This is a genomic window from Natronococcus sp. A-GB7 (genome assembly GCF_029688865.1).
Lineage (GTDB): Archaea > Halobacteriota > Halobacteria > Halobacteriales > Natrialbaceae > Natronococcus.
Window position 1 is genome coordinate 141735 of the sequence record NZ_JARUKV010000003.1, and the last position, 15580, is coordinate 157314.

General features: G+C 66.1%; 18 protein-coding genes. 9 read left to right on the plus strand and 9 right to left on the minus strand.

Annotated features, from left to right (window positions below; translation table 11 throughout):
- Positions 1-15: 15 nt before the first annotated feature.
- Both QA609_RS04085 and mdh read right to left on the minus strand, forming a co-directional pair.
- A complete protein-coding gene (locus tag QA609_RS04085) occupies positions 16-285 on the minus strand; it encodes an HAD-IA family hydrolase (RefSeq protein ID WP_343233784.1) in 270 nt (89 codons plus the stop codon).
- A 148-nt stretch (positions 286-433) separates the two neighbouring features.
- Positions 434-1348, minus strand: coding sequence for a malate dehydrogenase (gene mdh / locus QA609_RS04090; RefSeq protein WP_278301307.1), 915 nt, complete (start codon positions 1346-1348; stop codon positions 434-436).
- A 181-nt stretch (positions 1349-1529) separates the two neighbouring features.
- On the opposite strand from mdh, the gene QA609_RS04095 reads away from it, so the two are divergent.
- The 5 genes from QA609_RS04095 (at position 1530) to QA609_RS04115 (ending at position 5075) form a co-directional block, all read left to right on the plus strand.
- The gene (locus QA609_RS04095) at positions 1530-2753 is read left to right on the plus strand and encodes an MFS transporter (RefSeq protein ID WP_278301308.1); all 1224 of its coding nucleotides are present in this window, start codon (positions 1530-1532) and stop codon (positions 2751-2753) included.
- 45 nt (positions 2754-2798) lie between these two features.
- Positions 2799-3245 carry a TIGR00725 family protein gene (locus QA609_RS04100; RefSeq protein ID WP_278301309.1) on the plus strand — a complete coding sequence of 149 codons (447 nt, stop codon included), beginning with the start codon at positions 2799-2801 and terminating at the stop codon, positions 3243-3245.
- Positions 3246-3382: 137 nt separating this feature from the next.
- The gene (locus QA609_RS04105; protein WP_278301310.1) at positions 3383-3817 is read left to right on the plus strand and encodes an ester cyclase; all 435 of its coding nucleotides are present in this window, start codon (positions 3383-3385) and stop codon (positions 3815-3817) included.
- 37 nt (positions 3818-3854) lie between these two features.
- Positions 3855-4277: a GNAT family N-acetyltransferase gene (locus tag QA609_RS04110; protein ID WP_278301311.1), complete on the plus strand. Its 423-nt coding sequence runs from the start codon at positions 3855-3857 to the stop codon at positions 4275-4277.
- A 45-nt stretch (positions 4278-4322) separates the two neighbouring features.
- A complete protein-coding gene (locus QA609_RS04115; protein WP_278301312.1) occupies positions 4323-5075 on the plus strand; it encodes an Sjogren's syndrome/scleroderma autoantigen 1 family protein in 753 nt (250 codons plus the stop codon).
- Here the strand turns inward: QA609_RS04115 and QA609_RS04120 are convergent.
- From QA609_RS04120 to QA609_RS04130, 3 genes are all read right to left on the minus strand, one after another.
- Positions 5072-5488, minus strand: a complete 417-nt coding sequence (locus QA609_RS04120) for a thiol-disulfide oxidoreductase DCC family protein (protein WP_278301313.1) — start codon at positions 5486-5488, stop codon at positions 5072-5074. The two genes, QA609_RS04115 and QA609_RS04120, sit on opposite strands and share 4 nt — an antisense overlap.
- 76 nt (positions 5489-5564) lie before the next feature.
- On the minus strand, positions 5565-7163 hold the full coding sequence (locus tag QA609_RS04125; RefSeq protein WP_278301314.1) for an HTTM domain-containing protein: 1599 nt from the start codon (positions 7161-7163) through the stop codon (positions 5565-5567).
- A 299-nt stretch (positions 7164-7462) separates the two neighbouring features.
- Positions 7463-9961: a DEAD/DEAH box helicase gene (locus QA609_RS04130; RefSeq protein ID WP_278301315.1), complete on the minus strand. Its 2499-nt coding sequence runs from the start codon at positions 9959-9961 to the stop codon at positions 7463-7465.
- Positions 9962-10060: 99 nt separating this feature from the next.
- Here QA609_RS04130 and QA609_RS04135 point away from each other — a divergent pair, with 99 nt between their 5' ends.
- Positions 10061-10279 carry an antitoxin VapB family protein gene (locus tag QA609_RS04135; RefSeq protein WP_278301316.1) on the plus strand — a complete coding sequence of 73 codons (219 nt, stop codon included), beginning with the start codon at positions 10061-10063 and terminating at the stop codon, positions 10277-10279.
- A gap of 69 nt (positions 10280-10348) precedes the next feature.
- Entirely contained in the window at positions 10349-10849 is a 501-nt protein-coding gene (locus QA609_RS04140; RefSeq protein WP_278301317.1) for a TspO/MBR family protein, read from the plus strand.
- A gap of 267 nt (positions 10850-11116) precedes the next feature.
- On the opposite strand, the gene QA609_RS04145 is transcribed toward QA609_RS04140, so the two are convergent.
- Positions 11117-12049: a hypothetical protein gene (locus QA609_RS04145; RefSeq protein WP_278301318.1), complete on the minus strand. Its 933-nt coding sequence runs from the start codon at positions 12047-12049 to the stop codon at positions 11117-11119.
- A gap of 83 nt (positions 12050-12132) precedes the next feature.
- On the opposite strand from QA609_RS04145, the gene QA609_RS04150 reads away from it, so the two are divergent.
- Both QA609_RS04150 and QA609_RS04155 read left to right on the plus strand, forming a co-directional pair.
- Complete coding sequence (locus tag QA609_RS04150) at positions 12133-12777, plus strand: helix-turn-helix domain-containing protein (protein WP_278301319.1); 645 nt, start codon at positions 12133-12135, stop codon at positions 12775-12777.
- 261 nt (positions 12778-13038) lie between these two features.
- On the plus strand, positions 13039-13260 hold the full coding sequence (locus QA609_RS04155; RefSeq protein WP_278301320.1) for a hypothetical protein: 222 nt from the start codon (positions 13039-13041) through the stop codon (positions 13258-13260).
- A gap of 83 nt (positions 13261-13343) precedes the next feature.
- Here QA609_RS04155 and QA609_RS04160 read toward each other — a convergent pair whose 3' ends face one another.
- From QA609_RS04160 to QA609_RS04170, 3 genes are all read right to left on the minus strand, one after another.
- Positions 13344-13928 (minus strand): dolichol kinase, encoded by a 585-nt coding sequence (locus QA609_RS04160; protein ID WP_278301321.1) that lies wholly within the window; start codon positions 13926-13928, stop codon positions 13344-13346.
- A gap of 98 nt (positions 13929-14026) precedes the next feature.
- Entirely contained in the window at positions 14027-14359 is a 333-nt protein-coding gene (locus QA609_RS04165) for a HalOD1 output domain-containing protein (RefSeq protein WP_278301322.1), read from the minus strand.
- A 47-nt stretch (positions 14360-14406) separates the two neighbouring features.
- Positions 14407-15549, minus strand: a complete 1143-nt coding sequence (locus tag QA609_RS04170) for a bacterio-opsin activator domain-containing protein (protein ID WP_278301323.1) — start codon at positions 15547-15549, stop codon at positions 14407-14409.
- Positions 15550-15580 lie beyond the last annotated feature (31 nt).

Here is a 15580-nt window from a genome sequence, read left to right on the forward strand (position 1 = left end):
CCGCTCCTCGATCCGCTACCTGTGGATCAGCCGATTCAACCCGTACAGGCCCTCGACCTCGTCGGTCGGTGTGATCTCGAGGTGGGCGTCGTGACGGTGCGATCGGCGAACGAACGCCGACTCGAGGCTGGCCCGTTCGGCCGCGACGATATCGCTCTCGTTGTCCCCGACGTAGAGCACCGACTCCGGTGGCGCCGTCGGATTCTCGAGTGCGCGCTCGAGGTAGTGCGCGTCCGGTTTCTTCAGCCGAAGGCTCTCGACGGTCATCTCGCGGCCGTAGGAGATGTCGACGCACGTCGACGAGTACGCCGTTGCTGTCGAAGAGCACGGCGTCGCACCCCGTCACGCGCAGTGAAGCTCCGAACGGCCAGTTGATCGTTTCGGTCGGATGTCCGTGCGAAAAACGGTCGAGTTGCAGTTCGAGACGAACCGACTACGCGATCTCGTCGTACTGCTCGGAGAGCTTCTCGGCGGCCTCGCCGAGCTGGTTGCGCTCGAACTCGGTCAGGTCCCACTCGACGATCTCCTCGACGCCGTCGGCGCCGAGCTTGGCCGGGACACCGAAGGCGGTGTCCTCGTGGCCGTACTCGCCCTCGAGGACGACGCTGCAGGGGAGCACCTCGCCCGTATCGCGGAGGATGGCCTCGACGGTGTGGCCGACGCCCGTCGCGGGGCCCCACTGGGTGGCGCCTTTCTTTTCGATGACGTTCATCGCCGAGGTCTGGAGTTCCTCGAGCAGCTCCGCCTTCTCGTCGTCGGTGAACTCGAGATCCTTCCCGTTCACTCGCACCTTCGAGAAGGCGGGAACCTGCGCATCGCCGTGTTCGCCGAGGATCGTCGCCTCGACGTTTTGTACGGGGACGTCGAAGCGCTGGGCGATCACGTAGCGAAAGCGGGCGGAGTCGAGCCGACCGCCGAAGCCGACCACCTGCCCGCGCGCGCGGTCGCCGGCCTCGTAGAGGTGGCGGTTGAGCAGGTCGACGGGGTTCGAGGTGGTGACGGTGACGAAGTCGTCGTTGTGCTCGGCCAGCGAGGAGCCGATGTCCTCCATGATCGGCGCGTTGTCGCCGGCCAGATCGATCCGGGTCTGGCCGGGCTGGCGCGGGATCCCGGCCGTGATGACGACGACGTCCGAACCGGCGGTGTCCTCGTACTCGCCCTTTCGGATCGTCGTGTTCGAATCGTAGGCGACGCCGTGGTTCGTGTCGGCGGCCTGGCCGATCGTCGTATCCTCCTGATCCGGGATGTCGACGAAGACGAGTTCGTCCGCGATGTCTCGGAGCGCGATGTTGTAGCCTGCGGCGGCCCCGACCGTGCCGGCCGCGCCGACTACGCTAACTTTCGTCATACCACGTGAAACTGCACCATCCCAGGCGTTAAATCCGTCGGATCGTCCACGCTCGCCCGAGACTGACGATGGATTATACGTCAATCGTCGAAATACGCCGTCGGGCTCGGCCGTCGACCGAGTCGGCCGAGTCCGGACGCTTTCACAATTGCTATCACCTCTCCCTCGAGCTATCGGTCTCATGGATCGGAACGATCGCCGAATCGCCCGCTTTACCATGCTCGGCCACGCGACGTTCCACCTCTACGAGCTGACGATCCCGCTGTTCGTCGTCGTCTGGCTCGAGGCGTTCGACGTTTCCGCGGCCGTCCTCGGGACGGTGGTCGCCGTCGGCTACGCGCTCATCGGTATCGGGGCGCTCCCCAGCGGCGCGCTCGCGGACTCCTACGGCTCGAAGCGACTCGTCGTCCTCTCGATGGCCGGGATGGGTGGGGGGTTCGTGCTGATCGCGCTCGCACCGTCGCTCCCGCTGCTCGCGCTCGCGCTCGTACTCTGGGGTGCTGCAGCCAGTCTGTACCATCCCGCAGGACTGTCGTTGATCACCCGCGGCTCGGAGCGCCAGGGAACCGTCCTCGCGTACCACGGCGTCGCCGGTAACGTCGGCACCGCCGTCGGCCCCCTCGTCGCCGCGCTCTTGCTTACGGTTCTGGACTGGCGGCTCGTCGCCGGACTGTTCGCCGTCCCCGCCGTCCTCGCGATCCTCGTCGCGGGCCGGCTCGAGTTCGCCGAGCGGACGGCGATCGATCCCGACGAGTCGACGGCGAGCGACGCCGACGGCCTCTCGGCGATCGTCGCGCAGTCGCGGCTGTTGTTCGTCGGCAGCTTCCTGCTCGTCTTCGCCATCGCCGTTCTCGCGGGAACGTACTACCGCGGGCTGTTCACGTTCCTCCCCGACGTGCTGGCGGGGCTACCGGTGTTCGAGCCGGTTGAAATCGCGGGTGAGACCGTCGAACCGAGCCAGTACGCCTACGCCGGCCTGCTGCTCGTCGGCGCCGCGGGCCAGTACGCCGGCGGACGGCTGAGCGACAGCCGCTCGCCCGAGCGAACGATCGTCGCCGTCTTCCTCGCGCTGATCGTCGTCTCGCTGTCGTTCCCCGTCGTCACGTCGTTCGGCCTGTTCGCGACGGTCGCGATCTGTGCGCTGCTGGGCTTTTTCGTCTTCATGGAGGCACCGATCCACCAGGCGCTTATCGGCGAGTACGTCGCCGCTGACGTCCAGGGACTGTCGTTCGGCTACACCTACCTCGGCGTGTTCGGGATCGGCGCCGCGGGTGCGTCGATCGCCGGAATCGCGCTCACCTACGGCGGTACGGCTCTCCTGTTCGTCGCGCTCGCGGCGCTTCCGACCGGCGGGCTCGTCCTCGCCGCGATCCTCGTCGCTCGTTCTCGGCGCCCGTCGCCGTAGCTCGGGACCGAATCGGTCTTCCCGCTTGCCGTCGCTCCCTCGAGCATGCGCGTCAGCGTCATCGGCGGCGGACGGATCGAGAGTGAAGCGACTGCCCGGGCCGAGGCCGTCGGTCGGGAGCTCGGCCGTCGGGGACACACGGTCGTCTGTGGCGGGCTCGGCGGGACGATGGAGGCGGTCTGTCGCGGCGCCAAAGCCGAAGGCGGATCGACGGTCGGCATCCTCCCGACGGAGCGACCGGACGATGCGAACGAGTACGTCGACGTTCCGATCGCGACCGGGCTCGGTCACGCCAGGAACGCGCTCGTCCCGCTGAACGGCGAGGCGGTGATCGCCCTCGCGGGGAGCCACGGCACCCTCTCGGAGATCGGCTTCGCCGGCGTCTACGACCGCCCCGTCGTCGGCCTCGAGACCCACGACCTGCCCGGCGTCGACGCCGTCGAGACGCCCGAGGCCGCGGTCGACGCCGTCGAAGCCGCAGTTTCGGACTGAGCCTCTCCTCGAGTCTCGTCGTCCGGACTGTCTCCGTGAGGGACGATAACAGATAACACCCGAAACGTCGACTCTACAACCGACGTTCCGGAACGGCGGAAGCGACCGACCGCCCGGAGCGATCACGAGGTGAGAGCATGGCAACCCAGACCGAATCCAACACGGAACTCGTTCGCCAGTATCTGGCCGCGTTCAACGACCGGGATCGGGAGGCCCTGTCGGAACTCCTCGCGGAGGACGTGGTTGAGCACGGCATCCACGACGAACTCCACGGCGTCGACGAACTTCTCGAGAAGCTCGAGGCGCACTTCGAGCCGTTCCCGGACTACTCGGGGACGACCGAGGCGATGGTCACCGAGGGCGATCTGGTCGCGGTCCGGTATGCGGTCAGCGGGACTCACACCGGCGAGTACCGCGACGTGGAGCCGACGGGCCACGTCGCGGAGTGGACCGGCATGGCCATGTACCGGATCGAAGACGGCGAGATCGCCGAGGTCTGGCTCGAGGAGGACCGGCTCGAACTGCTCGAGCAACTCGAGGTCGTCGACCCCCCGGCCCACCTCCGGATCTGATCGGTACCCCTTTTTTCCGTCCCGGCTATCCTCGAGCGTGAGCGACGACAGCGATCCGTACACGGTACACGAACGGCTCCCCGACCCGGACACGTTCGCCCGCCTGCGGGAGGTGACCGGGATGTCCTCGCGCTCCCGCGAGGGGATCGAGCGCGGACTGCCGAACTCGATCCACGCCGCGATCGCGATTCACGAGCCGACCGGCGAGACCGTCGGAATGGGACGGCTCGTCGGTGACGGCGGTACGGTCTATCAGGTCTGCGACATGGCGGTCCACCCGGACCACCAGGGCCGAGGACTCGGGACGCGAATTATGAAGCGACTCGAGGCATACCTCGAGCGCGAGGCGCCCCCGGAGGCGTACGTCAACCTGGTCGCCGACGTCGACGGCTTCTACGAGCGCTTCGGCTACGAGGAGCTCCGTCCCGCGTCGAAGGGGATGCACCGCTGGATCGACTGAGCTCCTGTCGCAGCTTTTTCGACGCTCGGGCGCCTTTCGACGGGTATGAGCGACTTCGACAAGGAAGCCGAGCGCGAGAAGCTTCGTGAGAAGTACGAGCGCGACAAGGCCGATCGGGAGGCTACCCAGCGGATGAGCGACCTCCTGCTCAAGGGAGCGACGATGACCAACAGCCACTGTGGCACCTGCGGCGACCCGCTGTTCCAGCAGAACGGGACGACGTTCTGTCCGAGCTGTCACGGCAACCCCGACGCCGTCCAGGGAACGGAGCTCGAGGCCCAGCCGGCCGAGGACGCGGCTCCACAGGACGACGCCGACGCCACCACCGACGAGGAGTCGGATCGACCCCAGCCCGAGATCGACGGCACGCGGTCCGAGACCGACGAGAACGGGCCCGAGACGGCACCCGAGCGTCCGGGCCAGGGCCAGACCGCCGACACCGATCCGGCAGGCGACGCGAGCGCACGCCCGTCCTCGCCGCCGTCGAGCTCGACGGCCGACGGAGAGGTCAGAACGCAGTCCCAGGACGACCCGCCTCGCGATCCGGAGTCCGATCGAGCACAGCGCGACCGACACCACGACGAGTCGCGACGCCCCGCCGAACCGTCGCGACGGCCGATCGACTCGCGAACGCGAGCGTCGTCGGGAGCCGGCGACCTCGAGGACGCCCGCGCCTCGCTGGTCGCCGCCCTCGAGAAGTTCTCACGGGAGGCGAGCGAGACGGACGATCCCCGCTACGCCCGGGAGTGTCTCGAGGCTGCCCGCGAGGCCGGAGAAACCCTCGAGACGCTGCGTTAGTCGAGAAACCGCTCCTGGACGTTTCCGGTCGGCATCATACACTGATCTTTCTTGCCGAACACCCGGTACCGGTTGGCGGCGACGACGTCGTACCCCCAGTCCCGCAGTCGTTGCGGGAGATATCGTAGCGGTCGCCCGAGCGCGTAGACGCCGCCGAGATGCTCGCCGATCCGGAGGACGGCTGCGGACTTGACGTAGGCGTCCTCGCCCTCGATCAGGACGATCGAATCGAGGTGATCCTCGGCGAGACCGTGGTCGGTCAGCAGCCGCTGGCCGACGTCGGACTGCAGCGACGCGAAGTGAAAGACCTCCTCGTCGTCCCGCGGCACAATAAACTGGACGAAGCCGGCACAGAGGTTACAGACGCCGTCGAAGAGGACGATCGGCGCGTCCTCGGGGATCTCCTCGCTCATCGGGTACCAGTTCGGAGCGCTCGCAGTTCAGAATTCCGATCGGGGTCTCGATCCCGAGGATTCGACGGCTCGGTCCTCAGAAGTCGGGTGGCTGAATCTCCGTCGGCTCGTTGTCTCCACAGCCGTGTGCGGAGACCGGTCTGACGTCTCGATCGCGGTCCTCGGGATCGCTCACGGTGTCCATGCCGACGCTCTCGACCACCTGATACATGTTGACGTGGGTAAGCTCCGTTCCGTGTTCGTCCTCCCAGCTCGCACAGATGTAGTCGGCCAGATACTCGTCGGCGTCGTTGGTTCCCTGGATCCCGCCGCGGCGGACGCTGTTCATGTAGAACCGCTCCCGGTAGGAGCCGTACTGCGCCTGGAGCTGGCTCCCCTCGTAGGGTCGGTCGTAGGAGACCGACGCCTGGCCGTTGTAGACGTCGACCACCTCGCCGTCGGCGGTCTGTGCCGGGAAGACGTAGTAGCTGTCGCTCGTCCGCGGGGTCGGCGCGAAGACGCTCCAGTCGGGCTGGTCGATGCTCAACTGCTGGGCGCGGTCCTCGATCTGTTCCTCGACGACGGTCTCCTCGTCGGCCAGGCCGCCGAACGGAATCGTGGAGAGGGCCACGAACAGCACTATCGACAGGACGACGACGCCGATCGCCGCGTTGTAGCCGATCTCCCGCGTGCGCCGCTGGCGTTCGCCGCCGATTCGGACGTCCGGAACGCGTCTCGCGAACCGCACGAGGCGTTCCCGCCGGGCCTCGAGCCGGTCTAAATCGAGCTCGAGGAAGCGAGCGATCGCCTTCAGATCGTCCCAGAACTGCGCCTGGAGGAACAGCATTACGCCGGCGATCGCGACGTAGGGGAACGCACCGATCCGTACCGTGACGATGAACGAGGCGTGCGAGGCCACGAACATCCCGACGAGGGCTATCCGCAGTCGACCGCGCAGCACGAACAGCAGCCAGGAGAAAATCAGCATGTAGAACCACGTCAACCCGCCGATCTGGAGCAGCGTCTGAAACTCTCGGAGATAGGGTGCGAGGAAGAACGTCGTGTCGTGGAGCCCCATGATCAACGGCGTCGCCTCGCCGCTCGTCCAGAGCTCGTCCTGGGCCTTGTGGTAGCCGTTGACGATATACATGACGACCATCTGGGCGAGAATGAGCGCCGACGCGACGCTGGCGATTCCCTCCCGGGGCTGGCGGTCGGCGTGGACGGCGTCGATCGACCACCGCTCGCCCAGCGGGAGGAAGATCGCCCAGAACAACAGGAGCCGGAACAGCGTGTCGGCGTAGCTCAACACCAGCGGATTGTGGTGGTCGAGCGAGACCACGAGCAGGAAGGAGAGGATCGTCGCGATCCGGGTCTTGTAGCCGACGATGAGCTGGACGGCGATCAACCCCTGGAGCACGAACAGGCCGGCGATAACGGTCGGATCGGTCGTGTAGTGATAGATCGATATGGCCCCCTCGGAGCTCATCGCCTGGGCCAGCGACTGGGGGACGGCGCCGTCGTTCGTATAGTAAAACGAGAAGTTCCGACTCCGCAAGAGCAGATCGGCGACGATCAACAGTCCGGCGAGGATGCGAAACACCGCGAGCGTCCGGGTGTCGATCCGGACCCGATCCGCGACCGCCTGGCGGAGCCGTCCAGCGAGAGTGCCGGAGCCGGACGCAGCGCTACGCATCGCTCTCCGGCCGAAGCAGGCCGGTGTATCGAACTCGGATCCGTCCCGGAGATCGTCGGACTCCGGTTTCGTGACTGTACTCGCGGTGTGTGTCGTCGCCCATTCTGTAGCACCCCTCCGCTACTCGCCCGATCCCAGGTTCCCCGGGCCGAGAACGAGAGAGTTCCCGCGTCCCGACTGCCGAGGGAGCGGGTCGGTTGTCTCTTCGATAATCGAGACGCGACCGATATATATTTTCCGTCCATATTCACCGAAAGCTGTAGTCGGAAATTTCCACGAACCGTTCGCCGTCTCGTCGGTTAACCGGTGTACTCGCTGCCGATCACGTCGCGGATCCGCTCCGCGGTGACCTGGCCCACGCCGTCGGCTTCCGTCAGTTCGTCCTCGGTCGCGATCATCACTGCCTCGACAGTGCCGAACTCCTCGAGCAGCGCCCGGGCGGTGACGGGACCGATCTCGGCGATCGATGAGACGACGTACTCCTGCTGTTCGGCCATCGTCTTCGCCTGTTTTTCGCCGTGGACCGACACCTCTCGGTCGGCGGTCTCCTGCTCTCGTCCGGCGATCACCGCGAGCAGTTCGGTCGTGTCGCTCTCGCTTTCGGTCCGGAGAACGCTCGCGCCGAAGTCGACGGCCAGACTCGAGAGCGCGCCCCGGACGGCGTTGGGATGGACGTCCCGCTGTTCGTACAGTCCCTCGCCTTCGACGATCACGATCGGTCGGGCGTAGTGACGGCCCATCGCGCCGACCTGCTCGAACACCGAGCGGTCGCCGCCGACAAGCGAGTCGACGAAGTCCGCGACGGACTTGCGCTCGACGGCGACCCGATCCGAGAGCACGTAGTCGCCGATTTCCAGCGTCTCGAGGCGCACCTCGTACTCCTCGCGTCTCGAGAGCTCGCGGGCGATGTTGGCGTCCATCTCGCGCTGGTCGGCGACGACCTCGACCGTCTCGCCCTCGGCGTGGGGCTCGTGGGTCTGGACGCTTCCTTCCGATACCGAATCGCCGCCGTCCGGCCCGTCGGATTCCTCGTCGTCGTCCGACTCGTCGTCGCTCGATTCCCCATCGCTGCTACTCGAATCCGTCGATTCCTCGCGGAACTCCTGCAATCCTGGTCGATCGCCAACCCCCCCGTTTCCGCTGGAAGATCCGCTCCCTTCCTGCGGTTTTCCGCCTTCAGTGTCCACTTTCGCTCCGCTCTCGAACGCGGCCAGGGACTGCTGGGCGTCGTCGAGTTCCTCCTCGAGGTCGTCAGCCATCCCCTTCAGCTCCCGGAGTTCGGACTCCATCTCCTTCTCGCGACGTTTCGAGATCCAGAAGTAGGCCTCGTCGCGGGTGTCCTCGGCCAGCAGGACGACGACCCGACCCTCCGACTGGCGTCCCGTCCGACCCTTGCGCTGGATCGACCGGATCGCCGTCGGGACGGGCTCGTAGAACAGCACGAGGTCGACTTCGGGGACGTCCAGTCCCTCCTCGGCGACCGACGTCGAGACCAGCACCTCGAACTCGCCGCCCCGGAAGGCGTCGAGCACCTCCTGTTGTTCCTTTTGTGTCATCCCGTCGCTCCCTTCGCGGTCGCCCTGGCCGACGAACCGCTTGGCGTCGAAGCTCTCGCTCAGAAAGTCGGTCAGCGCCTCCGCGGTGTCGCGCGATTCGGTGAAGATGATGACGCGCTCGCCGCCCTCGAGTCCGAGCGTCTCGGCGAGCAGCATTCGCGTCTTCCGATACTTGGGGTGGAGCTGGTCGAAGCTCTCGGCCTTCCGCATCGACTCCCGAACCCGGGGGTCGGAGACCATCCGCTGGCTGGCCTTCGAGGCTCCCGAGGAGCGAGCCTGATTGCGCTGGCGGTCGAAGTATCGCCTGAGGGCCTCGACGCTCTGGGTCTCGACGAGGGTGACGGCCTGGCGGAGCTTCATCACCTCCGCGTGGACGGACATCCCCTCGAACCCCTCCGACTGATCGTTGTTGATCAGCTTCTGGAGCTCCGCGCGCATTCGGTTCAGGTCCTTCTGGGACTGGTCGGGCTGGGTCGAGGACGCGACGCCGAGCTCCTTTAACTTCTCGAGGCGATCTTTGATCACCTCGTTTAGCGCGTCGCGGATCTCGAGGACCTCCTCGGGGAGGTCGATCCGTTCCCACTCGACGTCGGTGTCGTGGGTGAACTCCGCGACGTCGGCGTCCTCCTCGGTCATCACCTCTACTTCCTGCAGGCCGAGGTTCTCACAGACCTCGAGAATGGCCTCCTCGTCGCCGCCCGGCGAGGCGCTCATTCCGGTGACGAGCGGCTCGTTCGCGTCGGCGTGGTAGCGCTCGGCGATGTAGTTGTAGGCGTAGTCGCCGGTGGCGCGGTGGCACTCGTCGAACGTGCAGTGGGTGACGTCGGCGAGGGAGATTCTGGAGCCGACGAGGTCGTTCTCGATCACCTGCGGGGTGGCCATCACGATCGTCGCCTCCTCCCACAGTGCAGCCCGGTCGTCGGGGCTGACGTCGCCGGTGAAGACGACGATCTCGTCGTCCGGTATCTGGAGGGCCTCGCGGTAGAACTCGGCGTGTTGCTGGACGAGGGGCTTGGTGGGGGCGAGCATCAGCGACGTGCCGCCGACCTCCTCGAGCCTGCGGGCGGTCACCAGCAGGCTCACCGTCGTTTTCCCCAGTCCCGTCGGGAGACAGACGAGCGTGTGGTGGTTCGCGGCCGTCCCCGCGAGCTTGAGCTGGTAGAGCCGGCGCTCGAGGAAATTCGGCTCGAGCAGGGGGTGGTCGATCGTCGGCTGGCCGCCGTCCTCGTCCGTCGCTGCCATTGCCGGGCGTTCATCCTCGCCGCGAATAAGGGTTCGCGTATCGGGGTGAAAGTGAAACCGGAAGGAAATCCTTTGATGGAACGGGGTGAAGACGGTCTTGTGAGCGAACGAATCCGCGTCTCCGACGCGACCTACGTGAAACTTGAGTCGCTACGAGCGGACGGAGAGACGTTCGACGACGTCATCTCCCGCCTGCTCGACGAGCGGTATCGGCGAGTCCATGCCGGAGCCGGATACTGGTGTGACAGCGACGCGTCCGAGTGTGCGCGGCGAACTCGAGCCGAACTGAAGCGCGAAATCGGTTTCCAGCGTTGCTGACAGAGCTGCTGTACCGCCCCCGTATGTTGCAACGTAACCCTCCAAGCGGCTGCATCTCGACGAGGACGTATGGAAACCTCGAGGAACACTCTCGGTCTGCCGGAGCCGCGATCGATCCTCACGGCGATCGGCGTCGTCGTCCTGGTCAACGCCGTCGGCAGCGCGCCCGCCCTGATCTCGTCGTCGGATACGGCCTGGTTCCAGGCGCTCGACAAGCCGTGGTTCTACCCGCCCGGTATCGCCTTCTCGATCGTCTGGACGCTGCTGTTCACCTTGCTCGGTGTCGCGCTCTGGCTCGTCTGGCGTAGCGACAGCGACGGTCGGCGACTCGCCCTCGGCCTGTTCGTCGTCCAGATGGCGGTCAACGTCTCGTGGACGCCCGCCTTCTTCTCACTCGAGCAGCTGCTCGTCGCGTTCGGGATCATCGTCACCCTCTGGGTGCTTGTCGTCGCGACCATCGTCGCTTTCCGGCGGGTCGATCGCCGCGCGGCTGCCCTGCTCGTGCCCTACCTCGCCTGGATCACGTTCGCTGCCGTGCTCAACTTCGAGATCTGGCGACTGAACGCGTAGGGCAAGAAACGGGTTTCCACCTCTCCCCGCGGCGCGCGCTGAGTCGCGGCGAGTGAAGCGAGACGCGACTCGATGTCGCGCGAGGGGCGAGTGAGCGAGTCCACGAGCGAACGAGTCGGCTGGGGAGGGCGTGGCGATCCCATGTGTTTCGTGCGAGCAGAATGCTTCCCAAGTCGAAATTACGATACAACTCCGTACCTCTCGGTCAAAGTCTGCACCCCCGATCGGGTAGGTCGGCAGCCTCGCTGTCGAACAGAACCCCTTCTCTCAACACTCCTGTGGCTTCCGCGGTCGGTCCGGATCGACCGCGTGCGCGAGCACCTCGAGCCCGGTCCCCAGCGGGTACTCGAGGATCTGTCGTGGCTCCTCGAGCACGCGTCCGAACACCAGCTCCGACAGTCGAGCGACGGGGTTCCAAGTGTCGTAGTAGGCGTCGTACACACCGCCCATCGCCTCGGTTTCCATATAGCCACAGAGGACGTACCCCTCGGGTCGGCGCTCGAGGACGATCGACTCGGTGTACATGTTCTCGGCCTCGAGCATCTCCCCGCTCCAGCGTTCGATCGGGCCGAGGTCGATCTCGCCCGCCGCGACGCGCCGCGAGAGGCCGGCGAACCGATCCGCGAGCCGCTCGGCCAGCCCCGGCTTCAGGTGTAACTGGACGAGGTCGACGTCGACGCCGTTCTCGAGCTCCGCCCCGCTGACGACGAGCGGGCCGTCGTCGGTCCCCGTCGCGCTACGAGGCCGATTCGGATTGACCGCGTGGACCAGTAACTCCCGATCGACGCGGGCTTCCCCGGTGGCGATCGCGTCGTGCTCGAGGGGAAACGCTGCGTCGACACGCGACTCGGGATCCTTCCAGTCAACCATCACGGAGCGGGGCACCTCGACGTACCAGATCAGTTCGGGATCGTCGCCCGCGTCGAGAAACAGCGAGGCCGTGGTCGCACCCTCGAGGCCGAGCAGCGATTGCGGATCGTCGGGGTCGGCACAGCGCTCTACAACGGCTTCGCGAACCGACTCGAGCCGATCCCCGTCGATGCGCCGGCGGACGAGAAACGCGCTCGCGTGGCGCTCGGTGATATATCTCGAGTCGCTCGCTGCCGACCCGCGACGCCTGCGATACTGTGCGTAGCCCAGGCCAGCGACGACGACGGTTCCCAGCGCGAGACTTCGGCGTCCCCACGGTCGAGCGTCCATACCAAATAGTCCGCGCGAGCGACGTTCGCAGTGTTCCCGAAACCTATCGGCCATTCAAGTATATCCCGTCCGTACGACCGACCGTGAAGTCCGTCGGCATCGAACTGCGCTACGACCGCCACGCGCTCTCGCCGATCCACGAGGGGATCTGTTCGTCGCCCGCCCTCGAGCGCGAGCTGATCCTCGGGGGGCAGGCCGTCGACGGCGTCGAGACGATCACGTCGTTCGTCGACGGCGATCCGGCTGCCTACGAGCCGTTGCTCGCCGACAGCGAGCGGGTTCGCGAGTACGAACTCACGCCCGCCGAGGACGGCTTCTTCCTCTACCTGCGCCAGGAGCTCGGCCCCGAGGGAATCTCGCTGCTGGATGCGCTCGCACAGGAGACGGTCGTCGTCGTGCCGCCGATCGAGATTCGTGCGGATCGGACGATGCGGCTGACGCTCGTGGGCCACCCCGACGACCTCGGGACGATCCTCGAGACGGTTCCCGACGGCGTCTCGCTGGACGTGCTGTGGGCCCGCGACGAGCTGACGGTTTCCGGGAGCGTCTCGGATCGCCAGCGCGAAGCGCTCGAGGCCGCTCGAGAGCTCGGCTACTACGAGGTCCCGCGCCGGAACGGAATCGAGGCCGTCGCGGCCGAACTCGAGTGTGCCGTTTCGACGGCCTCCGAACTGCTGCGGCGGGGCGAGGCGGCGGCCGTAAACGGCGTTCTCGACGGGGAGCCGTGAACGATCCGAAGAACGGACGAGCGGGATGTGCACCGATCCCAGAGCGGTTCGCGTTTTAGCGTCCGAACGAGGCGCGGAGCGTCTCGGCAACGTTCCAGGAACCCTTCGAGTTTCGGCGTGCGCGTAAGACCTACGGTCTTGCGAGCGCCGCAGCCGGCAGGGTTCTCACCTCGAGGGATCGTAACCGCCACTCGCCAAAGTTCCTTGGATAATTGACTGATCCTCCACAAAACATTTGCGTACATGATGTACCTCTCCGGTATGTACGGCGATTCGAACCCGACCCGCGCTTTCGGGAGCGTTCACGCGGTGCTCATAGCCGTTCTCGCACTGGCGATCGGCGGGACGTTCGGATTGTCCTATTTCGGACTGTCGGGCGGGTCGATCGGTGCCGCCTTTATTCTCATTTTTGCCAGTTTGCTGGCTCTTGGGTGGCCCCTGCTTCGGAAGGCCCAACCGCGCCACGACCGGAATCGTGAGTGATTCCTCGAGCGTGGTCGCCGTCCTCGAGCGGTCGTGATCGACGACGACCGACTCCGAATACCGACCCTTGCACCCACTTGTTGCTACAGAAACTCGAGTGCCAGATACGCCAGCACGCTCGCGTAGATCGGGATGGTGAGGTTGTCGTCGACGATGAACTCGCCGATCCGCACCTTGACGCCGTCGGCGATCGTCGCCCCCACCGCCGCGGCGAGCACGGCCAGGGGTGCCTCGTAGAGGAAGGGGGCGGCAAGAACGGCGCTGACGACGAACATCGTCACGAGCACCTTCGGCCCCTTAACGGTCTTGAGGGTGTCGTCCGAGACCGCGCCGCTGATCGGGTCGCCGATCGCCAGCATCAACATGGCGGGAAGGGCGATCGCGGGCTGGAAGAGGAGCACGGCGACCGCCATGCTGACCATGTAGTAGCCGTAGCCGGCGAACTGGTCCTGTTCGTACTCGCGGGTGAGCTTGTCGTAGATCGTCCAGTCGAGCCCGACACGTAGTCGGAGGAACTCGAGGCCGATGACGCCGAGCGCGAGGATCACCATCAGCACGCGAAACCGGTCCCAGGTAAGTCCGAGCTCGAGGAAGCTAGCGAGGAGGTACAGCGCGACCAGCCCCGCCCCGCTCGAGTGGACGAGACGGCGCTTCAGTTCGTCGGCCATCACCGCAATCCTCGAAAGACGGTACCTTCAGTCCGTCGGTTACGTTTGCGACCGATCCGACGGGACTCGGAGCCCGATTCTCGAGCGTCGCCTGGAGCTCACTCGTCCGGCGATTCGACGGCGACGGTGCCGCGACTCGAGACCGTCACCTGGCAGCCCTCGTAGGAAAAGGTCACCTCGACGGGCGTGTCACGGTTCGACGCCACGAGGTCGACGAGCGCCTCGGGATCGACGGTCGCAAACAGCGGCGACAGATCCTCGCTCTTGCGGTTCGTAACGGCCGCGACGGTCTCGACGATCGCCATGACGGCGGTGGTGTAATCGGTGCCGAAACGGGCGTACGATGCGTCGGCGGTTGGGTCGTATCCCACGACGTCCTCACCGAGCCCCGCAGCGGACGTCACATCGGATTCGGTCGTATTATCGTTCACGGCTCCCTCTTATGACTGACGTCGTGGTAAGGGGGGACGCTGACCAGTCAGCGTGCCTCCGCACCCGACTTTTCGAAGAGGTGACGGAACACCGTCCGTTGGGCCTTGCGAAGGTGCTGGTTGAACGTCTGTCGCGTCACGCCGAACCGATCTGCCAGTTCGTCGCCGGTGCTCGTTCTCGGCGTGTCGAAATAACCGCCGAAGTACGCGGCGTCGAGCACGGCGAGCTGGCGCTCGGTGAGCGCGTCGGCGACGACGTCGTACAGCAGGTGCGGCGAGTAGACGAGATCTTCCGACACCAGTTCAACGTCCGGGTGAAACTCCCGGATCCCGTCGGCGGCCAGCCGGGGGTCGACGTCGCCCGGAAGCTCCCCGAGGAACCGCACTTCGTCCGGAGCGATGACGATCGTTCGGGCGCGACCGCCGAGGGAGGGAAAGACCTGTGCGACCGTCGTCGACTCGGCTTGGGCTTCGACGCGGTTGTGGCCACCGATCGAACTGAGCAGCCGAACGTCGATGTAGTGGGGCACTTCCTCGACGGCGGTGACGAAGTCGCTCGCCGAGAGATCCGACGTTCCCATGTACTGGACGGTCGTCCCGTCGGGCAACGGGACGATAGAGTCGATCTCGATTCGCGTCTCGCCGCCCTCGATCCGGAGCGACGGCGGGACCGCCGACTCGCTGGCACGAAACTCGAGTCGGCGGACGTGGTCGCTGGTCAGTCGCTTCTCGCGTCGCTTCAGCTGCGTCACGTCCTCGAACGCGACGACGACGTACTCGACGTCTCCCTCCTCGTTCGGAACGGGAGCGGTGTTGCTCGAGAGCCACCGCTCGGAGCCGTCGGACAGTTCGATCCAGTGTTCGAATCCGAACACCGGTTCGCCGGTCTCGAAGACGCGACTCACGGGATTCTCCTCGTCCGGAACGGGCCGCCCGTCGTCGTAGTAGATGTTCCACTCGCCCGAGTCGTACGTTCGGTCGGTGATCTCATCCCGCGAGAGGTCGAGCGTCGCCACCGCCCGCTCGTTCGCAAAGACCATCTCCCCCGTCGAATCGACGACGATAGTGCCGACCGGATTCACGTCGAACACCCGTCGGGCGAGATCCTCGGGTGGTGTACACGCCCGTTCGTCCCCCCACTCTTCGGTCGATCCCTCCTCGGAACGGCCGTCCGTCGATCGGTCGTTCACCGATCCACCCCCGGTCGGCGACGCCGACGCT